Below are 17120 nucleotides of genomic sequence, written 5' to 3' on the forward strand. Positions count from 1 at the left end.
GGGCAAGTCCACGAGACCGATGGCATGAGGATTGGGGGGCAGACTCGATGAGTTTCTCGGTGGAAACCGACGCCGTTCGCGCGTTCGCGGCGACACACAAGGGCGTAGCGGCGCAGATCTCCGGGGCGGGCGATATGGACACGGTCGGTCACGTGGCCGCGATGACGCCGGTCTTCGGCCTCATCGGCGCCGACTATCTGGCGATGTTCGCCGCCGCGCAGGTCCTGCACTGCCAGGACATCAACGATCTGTCCAGCAAGGTCGACAAGATCGGGCAGTCCGCATTCGGCACCGCCGCTTCGTTCGACGATTCGGATTCGACCTTCTCGAACGCACTGAAATCCGTCACCAACGAGATCGGGGGCTGACGTGCAGGCACTCGACTCCGGAACCGGCGGCGTCATCGGCGCGCAGACCGCCGACCCGATCGCCGCGGTGTCCGAGGCCGCGTCCCAGACCGCGCAGAACATCGCGTCCGCCGTGCAGAACGGCCCGTTCGTACACGTCTCACTGCCGCAACTGCCCACCGAGGCCACCGAGGCGTCCTCGCCCGAACTTCATCTGGCACAGAAGGAATACGAGGACGATCACGGCGCCTCGCTCGGCGGCGGCCACATCCCCGGACTCGGCAACACCTCCACACACGCGTCCGCCCTGGGTGATGCCACCAGTCCGCTGCTCGGCTCGGCGAACGACGCGCTCGACCACGCCCAGACCAGTCTCGCGGCGATTCCGGGCGCACAGAACGTGCTGGACACCGCACACACGGCCGTGAACAGCGCCCCGGCCGCACTGAACAATGCCGCCTCCTCGATCCAACAGGCCGCCGCGCCGATCTCCGCGGGCCTGCCGACGACCGATACGATCAACACCCTGCTGAGCAAGGGCATCACCCTGCCCGCCATCCCGGGTATCGAACAGCTCTTCCAGCCCTTCGCGAGCCTGTTGCAGAGCTTCGGCACCGGCGTGATGGGCGCGCTCAATCCCAGCACCCTGCTGAGCCAGTCCTCGCAGATCATCCAGGCGGCCATGTCGGTGGGCGAAAGCGCGCTCAAATCGGTCGACCAGGTCTGGCAGGGCAAATCCGCCGACAGCGCGCAGACCGCCGGTCAGCAGACCCAGTCCCAGGGACAGGACACCAGCCAGCGCGGTTTCGACATCTCCAAGCTCACCGACGAGGCGGCGGCCGTGGTGCAGAAGGGCAATGTGCAGCTCACCGCGGTGGCCCAGTCCTTCGCCGCCCAGGCCACCGCACTGGCCCCGGTGATCGTCACACCGCCCGCCCAGGCCACGCTGATCGCCACGGCCACAGAGCATCTCGGCACCGCGGTCGGAATCGTGAACGCCACCCGCGGCGAGCTGGCCGGGTATACCGGTCAGCTCAGCGGCGTGGTCAACCAATTGCTCGGCCAGAGCGGGGCCGGACAGCAGGCGGCCCAGGCGGCGGCGTCCGTCGCGCAGAACATCGCCCAGCCGGTGATGGAACAGGCCCAATCTCTGCTGTCCAACAACAGCGACAGCAGCACCAGCACCGACGACCTCACCTCGAAGCTGGGCAACACCTCGACGGCCGGGTACAACAGCGCCTTCAGCGGCGGCGGGGGCGGTTCCTTCAGCGGCGGTGGCGGCGGCCTGAGCACCGACGGCGTCGGCACCAATTCCGGTGGTGGCGCGGGTACGTCCGTGCCGGGGGCCATCGCAAACGCCCAGAACGCGATCGCCGCCGAGGTCAGCGCGGCGAGCCGGGCGGCCGGTCTGACGAGCCCGAGCAGTTTCATGGGCGGTGGCGGTGCGGCCAACGCGCGCAATACCGAAGACGAAGAGCATCAGAGCACGGTCCAGCCGTACCAGAGCATCACCGGCGATACCGAGCTCGCGGGCGTGCTCGGTGAGATCGCGCCGGATGTCATCGGTCAGATCCATTCCGACGAAGAGATCAACGGCTACTCCTCCGATACCAGCCTCTGATCGACCGACCTGTCGATCGCGTACGTCGAGGGCCCGGGCCGGCACGGTCCGGGCCTTCCGCGTTCGCGGGCAAAGACGTTCTGCCGGTAGGCAACCCGCTGATTCGGAATCCGAACCCGGTGGCAGAACGCGCAGCGGCGCTGGATCGGCAGATCGGCTGACAGTTCATGATCGCTGCGATTACGATCGCGAAAGAAACTAGAATCTGTTCTAATTCAGCCGTCCGGAGGCCGCAGGATCCGTGCCCGAGCCGCCCGGACCGGGCGAGTGCACACACCCGCCGACCGAGAGGATGCTCCGATGCGTTTCACCTATGCGGAGGCGATGACCGATCCGGCCTACTACGTGCCGCTGGCACAGGCCGCCGAGGCCGCCGGGTTCCACAGCATGTCGATCGCCGACAGCATCGCCTACCCGGAGGAATCGGATTCGACGTATCCGTACACGCCCGACGGCTCGCGGGAGTTTCTGGACGGCAAGCCGTTCATCGAGACGTTCGTACTGTCCGCGGCACTCGCCGCCGCGACGACCACCCTGCGTTTCACGCCGTTCGTGATCAAACTGCCGATCCGCCCGCCGGTCCTGGTCGCCAAGCAGGCGGGTTCACTGGCCGCACTGAGCGGCAACAGGTTCGCCCTCGGCGTCGGAATCAGCCCCTGGCCCGAGGATTTCGAGATCATGGGCGTGCCGTTCGAGCGGCGCGGGCGGCGCATGGACGAATGCATCGAGATCGTGCGCGGCCTGTGCACCGGCGAGTACTTCGAATACCACGGCGAGTTCTACGACATTCCACGGATCAAGCTGACCCCCGCGCCGACCGAGCCGCTGCCGATTCTGGTCGGCGGACACAGCGATCCGGCGCTGCGCCGCGCGGTGCGGCTGTGCGACGGCTGGATGCACGCCGGAGGCCAACCGGAGGAGTTGGACCGCATGCTGGCCCGCCTGGACGAATTGCTCCCCGAACGCGACAGCTCCATCCCGTTCGAGATTCACGTCGCTTCCCTGGACGCCTACACCCCCGATGGCATCAAGCGACTCGAGGACCGCGGCATCACCGATGTCATCGTGGGCTTCCGCTACCACTACACGCCCGGACCGGACACCGAACCGCTGGCCAGGAAGATCGCGGCGATCGAGCGCTACGCCGAATCCGTCATCGCCAAATGCTGAGTCGCCGCACGCGGTCCGATCGATGCACGCGCGACGATCGGACCGCCCGGAGCACCGATCAGACCCGCTTCGCGTAACCCAACTCGATCACGGCGTCCCGCTCGGCTTCCAGCTCCGCGACACTGGCATCGATTCGGGCGCGGGAGAATTCATCGATCTCGATCCCGGACACGATCCGGTACTCCCCCTCGGCGCAGGTGACCGGGAACGAGCTGATCAGCCCCGCGGGCACACCGTACGAACCGTCGGACGGCACAGCCATCGACACCCAGTCGCCGTCCGGAGTGCCCTGCACCCAGTCCCGGATGTGATCCAGGGCCGCACCCGCCGCACTCGCCGCCGACGACGCCCCGCGCGCTTTGATGATCGCGGTACCGCGCTGCTGCACGGTGGGAATGAAATCCTCGGTGACCCAAGCGGATTCACCGATCGCCCGCAGCGCCGGACGACCGCCGACGGTGGCATGGTTCAAGTCCGGATACTGGGTGGCCGAATGGTTGCCCCAGATGATCATTTTCGCGATCGACGCGGCCGGCGCCCCCGCCCGGCGCGCGAGCTGGGCGATGGCGCGATTGTGGTCGAGCCGGGTCAGCGCGGTGAAGCGCGAATCGGGCACATCGGGGGCGTTGCTCATCGCGATGAGCGCGTTCGTATTCGCCGGATTGCCGACCACCAGCACCTTCACATCCGGTGCGGCACTGGCATTGATGGCCGCACCCTGATCTGCGAAGATGGCGCCATTGGCGGCGAGCAGATCCGAACGCTCCATCCCGGCGGTCCGTGGGCGCGCGCCCACCAGCACCGCGATATTCGCCCCCTCGAATCCGATCCACGGATCGTCCGCGATATCGACCGACTCGAGCAGTCCGAACGCGCCGTCCTCGAGTTCCATCGCCACCCCCTCGAGGGCGCCGACCGCGGCCGAGGTTTCCAATAGTCGCAATCGAACCGGCGTCCGCGGCCCGAGCATCGCCCCCGCGGCGATCCGGAACAGCAATCCGTAGGCGATCTGTCCGGCCGCACCGGTGACGGTGACGGTCACGGGCGGACGGGCGGTGCTGGTCACATCAACTCCTCGATGATCGACTGTATGTGCCGAGCCTATCGAGCCGCACATCGCCGGACGGCCCACTGTGAGCAATCTCCACATCCGCCGGAACTCCCGGCGAATGCCCAGCGCAGGATCGATACGCTGCGCCACAACGTTTTTCACACCGCGGTGCGAATCGCTCAGCCCAGTGCGGCGATCTCCGCGTCGCTCAGCGCGACGGGCTGGACCACATCCTTGACCCGCACCAGATGTACGGCCCGGTACAGCGGCCGTTCCTCGAGGCCCGCGTCACGAGCCTCCGCACGCAGCTGGCCGATCAGCATGCTGGACACAGCCAACGCGGCCGCGAGACGACTCGAGGCCAGCGCGTCGGCGAGCGTGCGCAGCCCCAGGATGTGCAGCTCTCGGCCGCCACCGGCGGCGGTGTACATGGCCAGCGGAATCACCTGCCGGCCGCGACCGGCGGTGATCCGCAGGACGATCCGACTCAGCCGCCCGGGGTACACCAGGATCTCCACACCGGTGGCCTGCGCGATATCCACCCGGCGCAGCCCGGTGAGGGTGCGGGCCTCGACGACCGTGCCCGCCAGCCAGATTCGACGCCGCCGCACCGATACCGCATACACCGCGGCGGGCGCCACCAGCAGCACCCCGGCGAGCACCGCGAGCTGCCAGTTCACCAGCAGCGCCAACAGCAGCGCAACCAGCGCGGCCGCGCCGAAGGCGAACAGGGTGAATCGGCGCAGCATCGGCGCGTACACCTCGGGTGCGATCAGATCCAGGCCGACCCGTTGCGGCCCTGACGAATTCGGTTGCTGCTGCATCTGTATCCATGGCCTCCGCTGCGCTCCGGCGGGTTCGGGCCAGGGCCCGGGTGATCCCGGCCCCGTGACCGTACTACCGATCGTGCGCGAGAGCCTCGGAGACCGCGCCGACCGCGTCGTCGAGCGCGATCTGCCGCTGATCGCCGGTGGCCAGATCCTTCAACCCGATCTCGTTCTCGGCGATATCCCGATCACCCAGTACCAGAGCGTATTTCGCGCCGGAGCGATCGGCGGCCTTCATCGCGCCCTTGACCCCGCGCCCGCCATAGGCCAGATCGACCCGCACGCCCGCGGCCCGAAGCCGCGCCGCCAGCACCACCAGCCGCTGCGTGGCCGCCTCGCCGAGCGGTACGCCGAAGACGTCCACGCGCGCCGGGTCCGCCGCCGTCTTGCCCTCGGCCTGCAAAGCCAGCATGGTCCGGTCCACACCGAGCCCGAAACCGATGCCCGAGAGCGGCTGCCCGCCCAACTGTGCCATCAGTCCGTCGTACCGGCCACCACCGCCGATGCCCGACTGAGCGCCGAGCCCGTCGTGCACGAATTCGAAGGTGGTCTTGGTGTAGTAGTCCAGACCGCGCACCATGCGCGGATTGATCGTGTAGACCACCCCGATCGCGTCCAAATATCCCAGGACCTGGTCGAAGTGGACCTTCGCCGACTCCGACAGGTGATCGAGCATCAGCGGCGCCGCGGCGGTCATCTCGCGCATCTCCGGACGCTTGTCGTCCAGCACGCGCAATGGGTTCAGCTCCGCGCGCCGCCGGGTCTCCTCGTCCAGCGGGAGCCGGAACAAGAACTCCTGCAACAGTTCCCGATACTGCGGACGGCACGAGTCGTCACCCAGCGAGGTGATCTCGAGCCGGTAGCCGTCCAGCCCCAGCGCGCGGAATCCGGCGTCGGCGATCGCGATCACCTCGGCGTCCAGCGCCGGATCGTCCATGCCGATGGCCTCGACACCGACCTGCTGCAGCTGCCGGTACCGCCCGGCCTGTGGCCGTTCGTAGCGGAAGAACGGGCCCGCGTAACACAGTTTGACCGGCAGCTGCCCCCGGTCCAGACCGTGTTCGATCACCGCGCGCATCACCCCGGCGGTGCCCTCCGGGCGCAGCGTGACGCTCCGGTCGCCGCGATCCGCGAAGGTGTACATTTCCTTGCTGACCACATCGGTCGACTCACCGACTCCGCGGGCGAACAGCCCGGTGTCCTCGAAGATCGGCAGCTCCACATGCCCGTATCCGGCCGATCGCGCGGCGCGCACGAGAGTGTCGCGCACCGCGACGAACTCGGCGGAGCCGGGCGGAACGTAATCCGGTATCCCCTTCGGGGCGTTGAAGCTGCTGGTCTTGGTCACGATCCCCCAGTCTCCCCTACCGCATATCCTCGAGTCCAACCGGTTCTACACCGCACCAGCCGGCTTGTACAGCGCCTACCCGGTTCACTCACCGCGGGACCCCGGCAAAGGCCGGGCCGCTCCGGTCCGGGACCGACCGGAGCGGAGGAGCGGGAGGAAGGACCGGGGTTGATAGCGCCCCGACCCACCACAGCAAAGCAATAACACACGGTTGCCCAAGTTCGGCCCACCCCGAACAACGCCAACCCCAAGGCCGGGGCCCGCCCCGGTCCTGGACTGACGGAGCGAAGGAGCGCAGCGACTGAGCGTAGGAGGGAAGGAGCGGGGTTAATAGGGCCTCGGCCCGCCGGAGCGGAGCGGAGGCCGAGGACACAGCATGGCAGACTCTTGGCCGGAGAAACGCAGACCTACACGGGAGGAACTGGGAGTGCCGAGCAACGAACAGCGACGAGCCGCGGCGAAGCGGAAGTTGGAGCGACAACTCGCCCGGCGTGCCGAGCGGGCCCGGCGGCGCAAGCAGCTCACCATCGCCGGATCCGTGCTCGGTGTGGTCGTCGTGGTGGCGGCCGGTGTCGGTATCTACTACCTCACTCGCGGTGACGACCACAGCGCGAATTCGGCCGCCTCGTCCACCACCAGCGCCGACGCCTCACTGTCCAATACGCCCAAGACCGCACCGCCCCCGCCGGCCAAGGCGAAGGCCGCGACCGTGAGCTGCGCGTACCGTGACGGCGGCCAGGCGGCCAAGTCGGTGCACAAACCGGACAAGACCCAAGTGTCCACCTCCGGTAGCCCGAAGGTCAGCATCGATTCCACCCAGGGCCCGATCGGGATCACCCTGAACTCGGCCGCATCTCCGTGCACGGTCAACAGTTTCGTGAACCTGGCCGGTCAGCACTTCTACGACAACACGCCCTGCCACCGGCTCAGCACCGAGGGGCTGCAGATGCTCCAGTGCGGCGATCCGACCGGCACCGGTCAGGGTGGGCCGGGCTACGAGTACGACAACGAGTACCCGACCGATCAGTACGCCAAGAACGATCCAGCCGCCCAGAACGCGGTGCTGTACAAGCGCGGGGTGGTCGCGATGGCGAACGCGGGCGCCGATCCGACGACCGGCGAGGGCACCAACGGCAGCCAGTTCTTCCTGATCTTCGGCGATTCGCCGCTGCCGCCGCAGTACACCATCTTCGGCACGGTCGACCAGGCCGGTCTGGCGACACTGGACAAGGTCGCCAAGGCCGGCGACGACCACTCGATGGACTCCTCGGCAGGTGGCGGCAAACCGAATCTGCCGATCACCTTCAAATCGGTCACCGTGAGCTGAGATCGGTGGCCGCCGAATCGAATCCGGCGGCCACCACGTTCCGAGGGTGCACCCGCGCACCCGGACAAGCTACGGCGCGGATCCCGATCCGACCGAAAGACATCCGAAGGTTCCACAGGCGGGCCGGAAATGTGCGTTATATGCTGTGACGGGGCATGCCCGGTAAGGCAACCCTGCATATTTATTGGTAACCTCGTATAACGGAGTACGAAGTGTTGTCAACGCCCCACCGGGCAGTACCGCTCACCCAGTGCTCCCGGTGTCCACAATGCAGGCGGGACGTATCACTCGAACCACCGTTCCGGTGACCGCGTCCATGACGATGCACCACACATCATCCATAGTGATCCCACTGCAGCATCGGGGAGCAGGCCATGCCGGAAATGGACGAGATCGGCGCTGAGACGTCGGCGATCATGAAGCAAATGTTGCAGCTCGCGACGTTGGTCGCGCTGCGCACCCGGGAACGCGGGCAGAAGGAAGCCGAAGCCCGCGTCAAGGTCACCGAATCGCGCATCAAAGAGGCCCGCGAACTTCAGCTTCGGGAAGCGCGCGAGGCGAAGGCCAAGGATCCGCGCAACCTCGAACTTGCCCGGATGTTCGAGAAGGCCCCGCTCGAGCGGGGCGTATCCCTGGAGCGGGACCGCATTTCCGACCGTTCCGCCACCGCGCCCACCGGCGGCCAGACCACGACGCCCGCGCGTCCCTCGGCCCGGTACGACTCGGCCGAGCGCCGCAATGCGCTGGCTCAGCATCTCAATCGGATCGGCGTCGCACCCGAACTCGCCCAGGTGCGCATGCTGATGGAGGTCGGCCAGGCGCAACCCGCATCCGAGGCGGTGCGGATCAAGCCCGATACCAGCAAGCGCCTCGGGCAGGCTCGGGAGTTGGAGGGTCGCGGACTCGAGCGCACCCGCGGTTGATCCTGCCGGCTCACCGCGGGCCCGCGTCGGGTCCGTTTCCCGAGGGGCGAGCAATTCACCGGAACCGGCTGTCGCACAGCCAGTTCCGGATCAGACCCGGTATTCCTGGGCGTTCTCCAGATCGCTGAACATCCCCGCGCCTGGCTCCGAGGTCGGCAGCGGACCGAGCAAATCCTTGTGACCGTGTCGGGCGCTGCAGTAGCGGAACGAGCCACGCGGATCGAACAACTGCTTCATCTGCGGATCGGCATGCTCCAGGAACCACTCGCTCAGACCGGTCGCACCCTCGATCCGCATTGTCTCCCATGAGCGCCACAGCGAATCCAGCCGCACCACCGCCTCGGGGTGCTGCCACCACTCCGGGCACCACACCGTATCGGTGGTATCGGTGACCTGCCGCTGAAAGGTATGGCTCAGGTAGCTTTCGACGAACTCGACCACCGATCTGTACACGGTGCCGGATGCCTCGGTGAACATCTCGGCCTGCGGGGTGCGCAAGGGCAGCGGGCTCAGCAGCTCGCGATGCCCGTGCCTGGAACTGCAGTATTTGAACGTCCCCACCGGATCCAGCAGCTTGGCCATATGCCGATCCGCGTGGTCGACGAGCCACACGCTCAGCCCTTTACCGGGGTCGAGCCGGTAATGCTCCCATGCCCGCCACATCGCCTCCAGCCGGATCACGGCCTCGGGATGCCTCCACCATTCCGGGCACCACACCGCGTCGGTGGTATCGGTGACCTGCCGTCGGTACACGTAGCGCAGATACTGGTCCACGAAGGCGACGACATCCGCATAGTGGGTCGGGGATTGCTCCGCCGATTCGGTCATTTCGTCACCTCGACGGTCAATTCTGTGGTGGCGGCCGCCATCACGTCGAAGGGTCGCTCACCGCGCACACTCACAGCGGCTGCACCTCCTCGGGCTGACCGTACTGCTCCGAGGGCGCCTCCCGGACCAGGCCGCGCTCCTCGATCAGATCGCTGATCTGCGTTGTGCGAGCGCCGGGTTCGTATCGGGCGATGGAATCGCGCACCGCGTCGGCGTATTCGCCCTCCCACCACGGAACGGTCCGCACCAGAATCGCGGGCGCGCCGGAGGTGAACACGACAGCGCGGCCGCGAGGCATTGTCACCAGGGCGTTCACATTCAAGGTGCGCGAGGAACCCAGCGAACGCGAATAACTCTTGCCGCCCTTGGATTCGGACATCGACTGGGAGATCGAGTCGTAATCGCCGATCGCCTCCGAGCGTTCGGCCAGGAACTTCGTATCGTCGATACCACTGCCGAGGACCTTGATGTTGGCGGCGGACCACAGCGCCTCCATACCGTCCTCACCCCAGCACCGCGCACCCTGCGCCCACGACTGCAGCACTGTCATCACCACGATGCCGCGCGAGCCGAAATGACTGTACTGCTTGGGCAGATCCTTCCAGCGCACCACGTTGGCCGCCTCGTCCAGCACCGCCAGCAGCGGCACCCGCAGCCGCCCGTGCGGCGAACGCGCCGCCTCGCGCATCGCGACATCGACCACCGCCGCGGTCAAGGCGCTGACCAGCGGAGCGGCCGAACCACGCCCCTCCAGCGAGAGGCAGTACAGGGTGCCGTTGCGCTCCAGGAATTCCAGTTCGTCGAACTCCCGGCGATCGCCGCCGGGGGTGATCCACTGGTGCACATTGGACATCTTCAGGCAGCCGATCATCTTCTTCGCGGTGCCGAAAATGCCGCTCTTGGTGCGCGGATCGGTGTTGTACTGCGCGGACAGGCTCGATGCGGACAGGTTCAGATCCGCCACGTTCGCCCAGTACGGCGTGGCCTGCCGCAACATCTCGATGGGTTCGGGGTTGTTCGGGTTGGTGACCCACTCCCACACCTGCACGATCGGCCGTTGCGCGACCGCGGCCGCCAGGAACAGGTTCGCCAGCAGATCCTCCGCTTCGGCGTCGAAGTACTTGTCCCCCTTGGCATCCTGACCGGAGTCCGCGTCGGCGAAATGCCCCGCCAACTGTGCGGCGCGCATCTCACAACCACGGCGGCGCGCATCGACCCACCGCAGCGGGTCCCAATACCAGTTGCTCGGCAGATCCACGTCCAGGGCCACGCCCTGCGGGTCGAAGACGTACACGTGGCGCGGATCGCCCTGCCGTTCGCGCACACCGCGGGTCGCGTCGACCACGTCACGCTTGTTCGAGGTGACCAGCACCGGGCCGATGGCGGACAGGATCGCCGGGATCACCCGGGAGGTCGACTTGCCCTGCCGCGGCCCCCAGATGTCCAGATGCAGATCCTCGTACGAGCCGTACAGCGGCACGCCCTCGGCGACCGAGATCCCGATCGGAACACCCGGCGAATCGTTGTAGCCCAGGCCCTGATTGCGCGACAGATCCGAACCCGGTCCACCCGACCCGCGTCCCGAGCCGACGCCGAGCTGCTCGGCCTTCTCCCGCACACCCTGTTCGGTCAGTGCGGCGATGGCGCCGCCCATGCCCATGTACTGAGCCTTGTCGTCGACCGGGAGTCTGCCCTTGCCGGCCCGCTTGCGCATCTCCTTGCGCACCACGACGAATGCGATCACGGCCACGATGACAAGGAGCACGATCACCGTCGCGGGAAACGGCCAGCTGAGCTTGCCCCGCGCCAGCGCTGCCGCGATCGCGATCGGATTGATCGGAACGTTCTGCTTGGTCGAGGACAGCGCATTGCCCAATTGCAACGCCACCCAGAGGGTTCCGACGACCGCGAATCCGATGTAGATCAGAATCAGGGCGGCATCGGGACCCGGATCGGCCGGGTCCTTCACCTTCTTTGCCATCTCCGCCTCCTGGGGTGACCGTATATGTTGTTGCCGCTCAACGGAATCCGTCGAGTCGCCAGACTCCGCCGGTATACACGACGGTGGCGATGACCGTCGTCGACGGCAGCGATTCGCTCCGCCCGTCCGGGTAGCGGACGGTCTGCTCGATTCCGATCTTGTACTGCTGGTGATCCGGATCGCCGGTGGACGGCGCCTTCTCCCCCGACGCGAACGTGAACGCCTCGATCTTCGCACCGGCCGCGGCCCAATCCGCCCACTGTAGTGAGGGTTTCGGGGTCCCGGCGACACTCGGCGGGGAATCCAGCGTGCGCAGCAGGGTCGGGCCGAGGTACCGGCGAGCCCGCGCCATCGACGCGCCCTCGGACTCGGTCGCCGGATACCAGGTGTAGATCTCCTTCAGCGCCGCCACCGCGACCCCGTCGGGTGTGCTCGGATCCGGCGGCGGCACCGCCTCCAACTGCCGGACCGTGGTCGTGGACGGCTGGGCGGAATCGGTTCCGGTGCCGCCGCCGGCGCATGCGGATGCGGATGCCAATACTGCGACGCCCACCACCAGCATCACCACCACTATCGCGTACCGCCGGGTCACCGAGGCCCTCCCGCCCGGCGGGCGGCGGCCGACCATGCCTGCACTCCAGGCTATCGGGCGCACGGAACTCTCGACAGCTCTCGGCAATTCGGTGATCTCGGCGTGTCCCGCGTGTGCGCGGTCGTGCGCTGATGTCCGGCTCACATCACCCTCCGTAACCGTCCGTCGCCGGGGACCGGCGCCTTGCCGACGCCGGACGGGTCGGCCGAGCGCAGCATCGTGCCGCCGCCGAGATAGATGCCGACGTCCGACGGCCCGCGGCGACCGAAATCGAAGAACACCAGATCGCCCGGACGCGCCGCACTCAGCGAAACCTCCGAGCCCTTCTCCCACTGCTGTTCAGCGGTGCGCGGCAGGATCACCCGGCCGGAGGAGGCCGCGAACACCGACGCCGAGGTCAGGCCCGGGCCGTCCAGGCCACCTCCGGTCGGCCCGGACGGCCCGCCACCGCCCCATACGTACGGGGTGCCGAGCCACTGCTCACCGGCCTGCACGATCTGATCGCCACCGGACCCGCCGTCCGGCTGGAAGCGCCCCATCGAGCCCGGCGCCCGGAACTGCGCCTCCATCGTCAGGATGTTCCGCACGTACGGCTGGGTCTCGGAGAAGTGCGCGGGCACCTGATCGGGCATACCGCCCGAGGCCAGCACCGCGCCCTCACCGGCGTTGTACGCCGCCAGCGCGAGCGGTACGACATCGCCGTGCACCTTGCCCTGGCCGATCCAGCCCTCGATCCGATGGGCCAGCGAGCACATGTATCGGCCCTGCGCGATGATCGCGTCACCGTCGTCCCACAGACTCGGCGTGCCGTTGCCGTCGGCATCGAGAAGGAACGGCTTGCCGTCGTCCGGATCGATGGATCGCGCTGTGCCGGGCAGGAATTGCGCCAACCCCTCGGCACCGGCCGGTGAGGTCAGCCCGCGTCGGAAACCGGACTCCTGCTTGCCCTGGGCGGCCAGGATCGACGAGCTGATCTCCGGGCAGATCGAACCCGCACGGCGATACCAGAGTTCGAGTTCGGCGGGCACCTTGCCGTCGGCGAGCGCACCGCCCGCGGACCCGAATCCGCGACTGCACAACGGATTCACCGAATTCGGCACCGCACCGCCGGCCCGCGGGGTCGGCGCGCCGTCCAACCAGGGCAGCGGATCGATCTGATGCCCGCCGGTCAGGCGACCGCCGGGAACGATCTCGAAATGCAGGTGTGGCCCGGTGGCCTGCCCGGCCGAGCCCACCCGGCCGATCGGCTGGCCGGCACGCACGATCTGTCCCACCCGCACACCGACGCCACTGGCCCATTCGTGCCCGTACACCGCCGAGAACGGGCGGCCGTTGACGTCCGTCGAGTCGATCACGATCCAATTGCCGAATCCGGAGGCCGGTCCGGCCGCGACGACGGTGCCGTCGGCCACCGAATAGATGGTCGTACCGTCCGGTGCGGCCAGGTCGACCCCGAGATGGGCCCCGCCGCGTGAACCGAAGGTATCGGAGATCTGGAACGATCCGGAGGTCAACGGCCAGGTCCGCCGAATCGGGGCCAGGCTCCCACCCGCCCGGTCGTCGCCCGTACTCGGATTCACCGCTGCCGCGGGCACATCCGGCACCGTCGAACGCGACGCCGCCGCAGGCGCGTTCGGCGCGGATGTCGCGGATCCGGGCGATTTGGACGCCCCCGAGGTCGGCGAGGGCTGGGCCTGCGCCGCGGCGCTCGGGACCGGCGCGGTGACCGAGACGGTCGGCTGATCCGCACAGTCGTCCTCGGCGGAGGGCAGCACGATCACCACGATCAGTGCGATCAGCCCGATCACACTGCCGAATCCCACCCACAGCAGAGATTTCCCGTTCACCGCGGCACGCCCATTCGTCGCTGGGCAGCGATCATGTGCTGCGCTGGGTGTCGTTGAGGGTTTCCACCAGGGTGCGGTTCATCTCGGCGGCGGCGGCCAGTTGCTGTTGCAGCAGCGCGACCTTGCGTCGCAGCGCGCCCGCGTCCATCCGATCCAGGCCCGGCCCCTCGGCAGCGCGCACCCAGTTCCGGACCGAATTGGCGTGCACGCCGATCTGCTCGGCCACCACCCGGCACGCCTCGGATTCACTGCGCAGCTTGCCCGTCAGGGCGATCACCTGTTCCACCGCTGCCTGCCGCACCTGTGGTGACACCCTGCGATAGGACCTGTGTGGCATCATCGCGCCACCCTCCCTGACCGCCGAATCCGCGAAGGCGCCTGCGCCACCGCCCGGTTCGCTCTCACGCAGCACTCCCCTCGTCACCGCTCGGCGCGGCGTCGTCACCGCGGCGCGCGGTGGATTCGGTGAATTCGCTGAAACGCTGGTTGGTTTCGTGGATTCCGCTTTCCCTCTCCGAGATCGTGAATTCCATGTGGAACGGTATGCCGGGACGGCGATCCTCGCCGATTTTCAGCAGGAATTTACCGGTACCGGGTGCGGGCGGGCGGGCCTGTCCGGGCTTGAGCGCCTCGCCGGTCAACGCCTGCGGCGCAGACCATCCGGTCACCATCTCCTCCTCGGCCGAGGTGAACGGAATCGTGGAATCCAGACGTTTGATCTCCTCCGGCGGCAGCGCACCGAAGATCTTCGCGCGGGCGCGCTCGAGGAAGCCGATCGCCTTGGCGATCGCGGCCTCCGAACCGAGCGACTGCAGATCCTTGATGGTGTGGCTGATCATGATCAACGAGGTAGCCAGGCCACGTTGCAGACGGGTCAGTTCGTCGACGCGATCGACCATGAAGTCGCCCAGGCCGAGTACCTGCCACAGCTCGTCCATGACCACCTGGAAATAGCGCTGTGCGCCCAGTTCCGCGTCGGCTAGTACGTGAGCGGCCTCCACCGAGGCGAATCCGTCGGCCCAGCAGGCCAGCATGACCGCGGCCTTGAGTTTCTTGTCGCCGGTGGGGATGTGCGAGACATCGATGCAGACCGCGACCGAGGTGGTATCGATCGGGGTGGTGGTCTGCCCGTTGAACACCGCGCCGAACGGCCCCTGGGTCAGGGCGCGCAGCGACCGGCGCAGGCCCTTGATGGATTCGTGGTACTCCTCGGGGCTGTCCGCACCGGCGTCGAGCATCAGCTGATCGCCGCCCGCGACGATGACCTCGAGCAGATTCTCCATGATCGGCGGCTTCTCCGGGGCGAAGCCGCTGCCCTCGCGGTACAGGATGCTCAACCCGGTCGAGATGAGCGTCTCCTCGTAGTCGCGCACCCGCGCACCGCGCACGAGTTCGACCAGACCGGCGATCAGGGTGACCTGGCGGGCCCGCAACTCCTGCGTCACCTGCACCTGTAGCGCGGGCAGATCGTTCAGCAGCGGCACGACCGAGCCGAGGACGCCACCGGCCAGTGGATTGAGCTTGCCGTGGCCGTAACCCAGGTCGATGACCTGCCCGCCGACCATCTCCACCAGTTTGCGGTAGTCGGGTTTGACGTCGGCCAGGATCAGCGGGGTGATGCCCTGTGCGACACCGCCCAGCACGATCCGGCGCACCAGCGAGGATTTACCGAAGCCGTTGAGCCCCAGCACGAACAGGCTGGGCGCGGTGATGAAACTGCCGCGCATGAACCAGTTCATCGGGTCGAAGCAGACCGGGGCGCCGGTGTGCAGGTGCGAGCCGAGCGGGGTGCCGATCAGCGGTGCGCCCGCGCCGACCGACCACGGCCACAGGCCCGCGACCTGTGCTGTGGTGGCGCGATATTCGACCGGACGGCCGACCACGTTCATTCGGCCGCCACCCGCGCCCAGATAACCGCGATCGGTCAATTGCGCTGTGGTGCGGTCGAATTGATCTTCCTGCGCGGTATCGAGGCGGGCCGCGGCGTTCATCCGGCGCAGGTCGTCGGTGCGGATGCGAAACGCGGCCCAGGCCGCGCGCAGGCCCGCGCCCTCGCGGGCGGTCAGCTCCAGCCGGGCGCGGGTGAGCTCGTCCAGCAGCGGCGGACCCTGTTTGGCCTGCTTGCCGCCTTTCCCATTGCCGCCCTTGCCTCTTCGGGCCGAGGCCGCCGACCTGGCCGCAGCCGACGCCGAACGCTTGGACGTGGTCCGAGCAGCCTCACCGCCGTTGCGATCGGTCACCCGGCGGCGGTTGCGCTCGGACATCGGGGCTCGGCTGCGGGTCAGATGTCCCGGGTCGGCACGTTGGTGATCCGGATGAGAACCGTTGCCGGACAACGTGTCCGACCCTGAACGTGACCGCGCGGCGCGGGGATCGGGCGGCCTGGCCTGCTCGGATAAGTCCTGCGGCGGGCGCTGACGCCGACCGCCCTGCCCGTCTCGCATATCCTCACGACCTCTCGTGCGCTGTTCGGTCCCCCGGGCCGCACCGCCCGACCGGTCGGCTGTCTGCTGCTCGCCACGCTGCCGGGCCGCCGTGGGGCGAGAGGTGGTGTTCCGCGTGCTCGCCTCGGCCGCGCGATCGGCCGGATTACGCTTGCGCGCACTCGATTCAGCCCGGGTGTCAGCCGGGCTGCGGCCGGTGTCGGCCGGGCCCGAAGCATCCGCGACGGACGGGGATCGGTTCGACGCGGTCGTGCCGTTCGCAGCTGTCGTACCGTTCGCACCGCTCACCGCCGGTGTGCCGGGATCCGGGTCGAGCGCGGCGGGTGCGTCCAGTGCGGGGATCGCACCGGCCCGCGAGGTGGACTGCTCACGGACGGATTGCTCACGGGCGGTGGAGGATTCGATCGCCAGCTGATCGGAGGAGGCGTCCTCGCGCACCGGCCGGCGATCGCGCGGCGGTACCGGCTCCCGGGAACGCGAGCGCGCCTCGGCGTCGGCCGCGCGTCCGGCCGCGCCGCGATCCTCCTCGGTACGACGCGGGCGGCGTTCCGGCGGCGTGCTCGAACGACCACGGCCGGAACCGAGTCCGGGCGCGCCCCGCCGGGCGGGACGAACGGGTGCGTCGTCCCAGTCCGCAGGCATGGCGGTACGCGGCTGGCCGGGCGTGTACGCCTCGACGTCCCAATCGTCCTCCCGGCGCAGACCTCGTCGACCGCCCGGCAGTGGATCGCTCGTGTCCACCACGCGCTCGCGGTAGCGCGGCGGTTCGCCGCGGTAGCGGATCGGCGCCTCGCCGTCATCACCTGCCATGCAA

At 68.2% G+C, this 17120-nt stretch carries 14 protein-coding genes; 5 read left to right on the forward strand and 9 right to left on the reverse strand.

The features are described 5' to 3' along the window. Positions 1–47: 47 nt before the first annotated feature. The 3 genes from NV1_RS12960 to NV1_RS12970 all read left to right on the forward strand — a co-directional run bounded on the left by NV1_RS12960 (position 48) and on the right by NV1_RS12970 (position 3138). Complete coding sequence (locus NV1_RS12960; protein ID WP_067890060.1) at positions 48–368, forward strand: type VII secretion target; 321 nt, start codon at positions 48–50, stop codon at positions 366–368. Between the two features lies 1 nt (position 369). Then, positions 370–1968 carry a hypothetical protein gene (locus tag NV1_RS12965; protein WP_067890063.1) on the forward strand — a complete coding sequence of 533 codons (1599 nt, stop codon included), beginning with the start codon at positions 370–372 and terminating at the stop codon, positions 1966–1968. 300 nt (positions 1969–2268) lie between these two features. Continuing rightward, on the forward strand, positions 2269–3138 hold the full coding sequence (locus NV1_RS12970; RefSeq protein WP_067890066.1) for a TIGR03619 family F420-dependent LLM class oxidoreductase: 870 nt from the start codon (positions 2269–2271) through the stop codon (positions 3136–3138). 58 nt (positions 3139–3196) lie between these two features. Here NV1_RS12970 and NV1_RS12975 read toward each other — a convergent pair whose 3' ends face one another. From NV1_RS12975 to hisS, 3 genes are all read right to left on the reverse strand, one after another. Continuing rightward, positions 3197–4204: a malate dehydrogenase gene (locus NV1_RS12975; protein ID WP_067890077.1), complete on the reverse strand. Its 1008-nt coding sequence runs from the start codon at positions 4202–4204 to the stop codon at positions 3197–3199. A 164-nt stretch (positions 4205–4368) separates the two neighbouring features. After that, entirely contained in the window at positions 4369–5013 is a 645-nt protein-coding gene (locus NV1_RS12980; protein ID WP_067890080.1) for a hypothetical protein, read from the reverse strand. A 73-nt stretch (positions 5014–5086) separates the two neighbouring features. Further along, complete coding sequence (gene hisS, locus NV1_RS12985; RefSeq protein ID WP_067890082.1) at positions 5087–6364, reverse strand: histidine--tRNA ligase; 1278 nt, start codon at positions 6362–6364, stop codon at positions 5087–5089. A gap of 427 nt (positions 6365–6791) precedes the next feature. Between hisS and NV1_RS12990 the strand changes: the two genes are divergently transcribed. Together NV1_RS12990 and NV1_RS12995 are read left to right on the forward strand one after the other, a co-directional pair. Further along, positions 6792–7691 carry a peptidylprolyl isomerase gene (locus NV1_RS12990; protein ID WP_067890087.1) on the forward strand — a complete coding sequence of 300 codons (900 nt, stop codon included), beginning with the start codon at positions 6792–6794 and terminating at the stop codon, positions 7689–7691. Positions 7692–8065: 374 nt separating this feature from the next. Next, positions 8066–8614 (forward strand): hypothetical protein, encoded by a 549-nt coding sequence (locus NV1_RS12995; RefSeq protein WP_067890090.1) that lies wholly within the window; start codon positions 8066–8068, stop codon positions 8612–8614. 90 nt (positions 8615–8704) lie between these two features. On the opposite strand, the gene NV1_RS45665 is transcribed toward NV1_RS12995, so the two are convergent. From NV1_RS45665 to NV1_RS45670, 6 genes are all read right to left on the reverse strand, one after another. Further along, positions 8705–9442, reverse strand: a complete 738-nt coding sequence (locus NV1_RS45665; protein ID WP_245713694.1) for a DUF4913 domain-containing protein — start codon at positions 9440–9442, stop codon at positions 8705–8707. Positions 9443–9512: 70 nt separating this feature from the next. Then, positions 9513–11423: a type IV secretory system conjugative DNA transfer family protein gene (locus NV1_RS13005; protein WP_067890092.1), complete on the reverse strand. Its 1911-nt coding sequence runs from the start codon at positions 11421–11423 to the stop codon at positions 9513–9515. A 37-nt stretch (positions 11424–11460) separates the two neighbouring features. Further along, on the reverse strand, positions 11461–12159 hold the full coding sequence (locus NV1_RS13010; RefSeq protein ID WP_245713695.1) for a hypothetical protein: 699 nt from the start codon (positions 12157–12159) through the stop codon (positions 11461–11463). Continuing rightward, a complete protein-coding gene (locus NV1_RS13015) occupies positions 12156–13862 on the reverse strand; it encodes a peptidoglycan DD-metalloendopeptidase family protein (RefSeq protein ID WP_067890094.1) in 1707 nt (568 codons plus the stop codon). The genes NV1_RS13010 and NV1_RS13015 overlap by 4 nt, the downstream gene beginning before the upstream one ends. 31 nt (positions 13863–13893) lie before the next feature. After that, the gene (locus NV1_RS13020) at positions 13894–14202 is read right to left on the reverse strand and encodes a transposase (RefSeq protein ID WP_040825177.1); all 309 of its coding nucleotides are present in this window, start codon (positions 14200–14202) and stop codon (positions 13894–13896) included. 61 nt (positions 14203–14263) lie between these two features. Next, positions 14264–17116, reverse strand: a complete 2853-nt coding sequence (locus NV1_RS45670; protein WP_245713696.1) for a hypothetical protein — start codon at positions 17114–17116, stop codon at positions 14264–14266. Between the last annotated feature and the right edge of the window lie 4 nt (positions 17117–17120).

Source organism: Nocardia vaccinii NBRC 15922 (assembly GCF_001613305.1).
In the GTDB taxonomy this organism is placed as follows: Bacteria; Actinomycetota; Actinomycetes; order Mycobacteriales; family Mycobacteriaceae; genus Nocardia; species Nocardia vaccinii.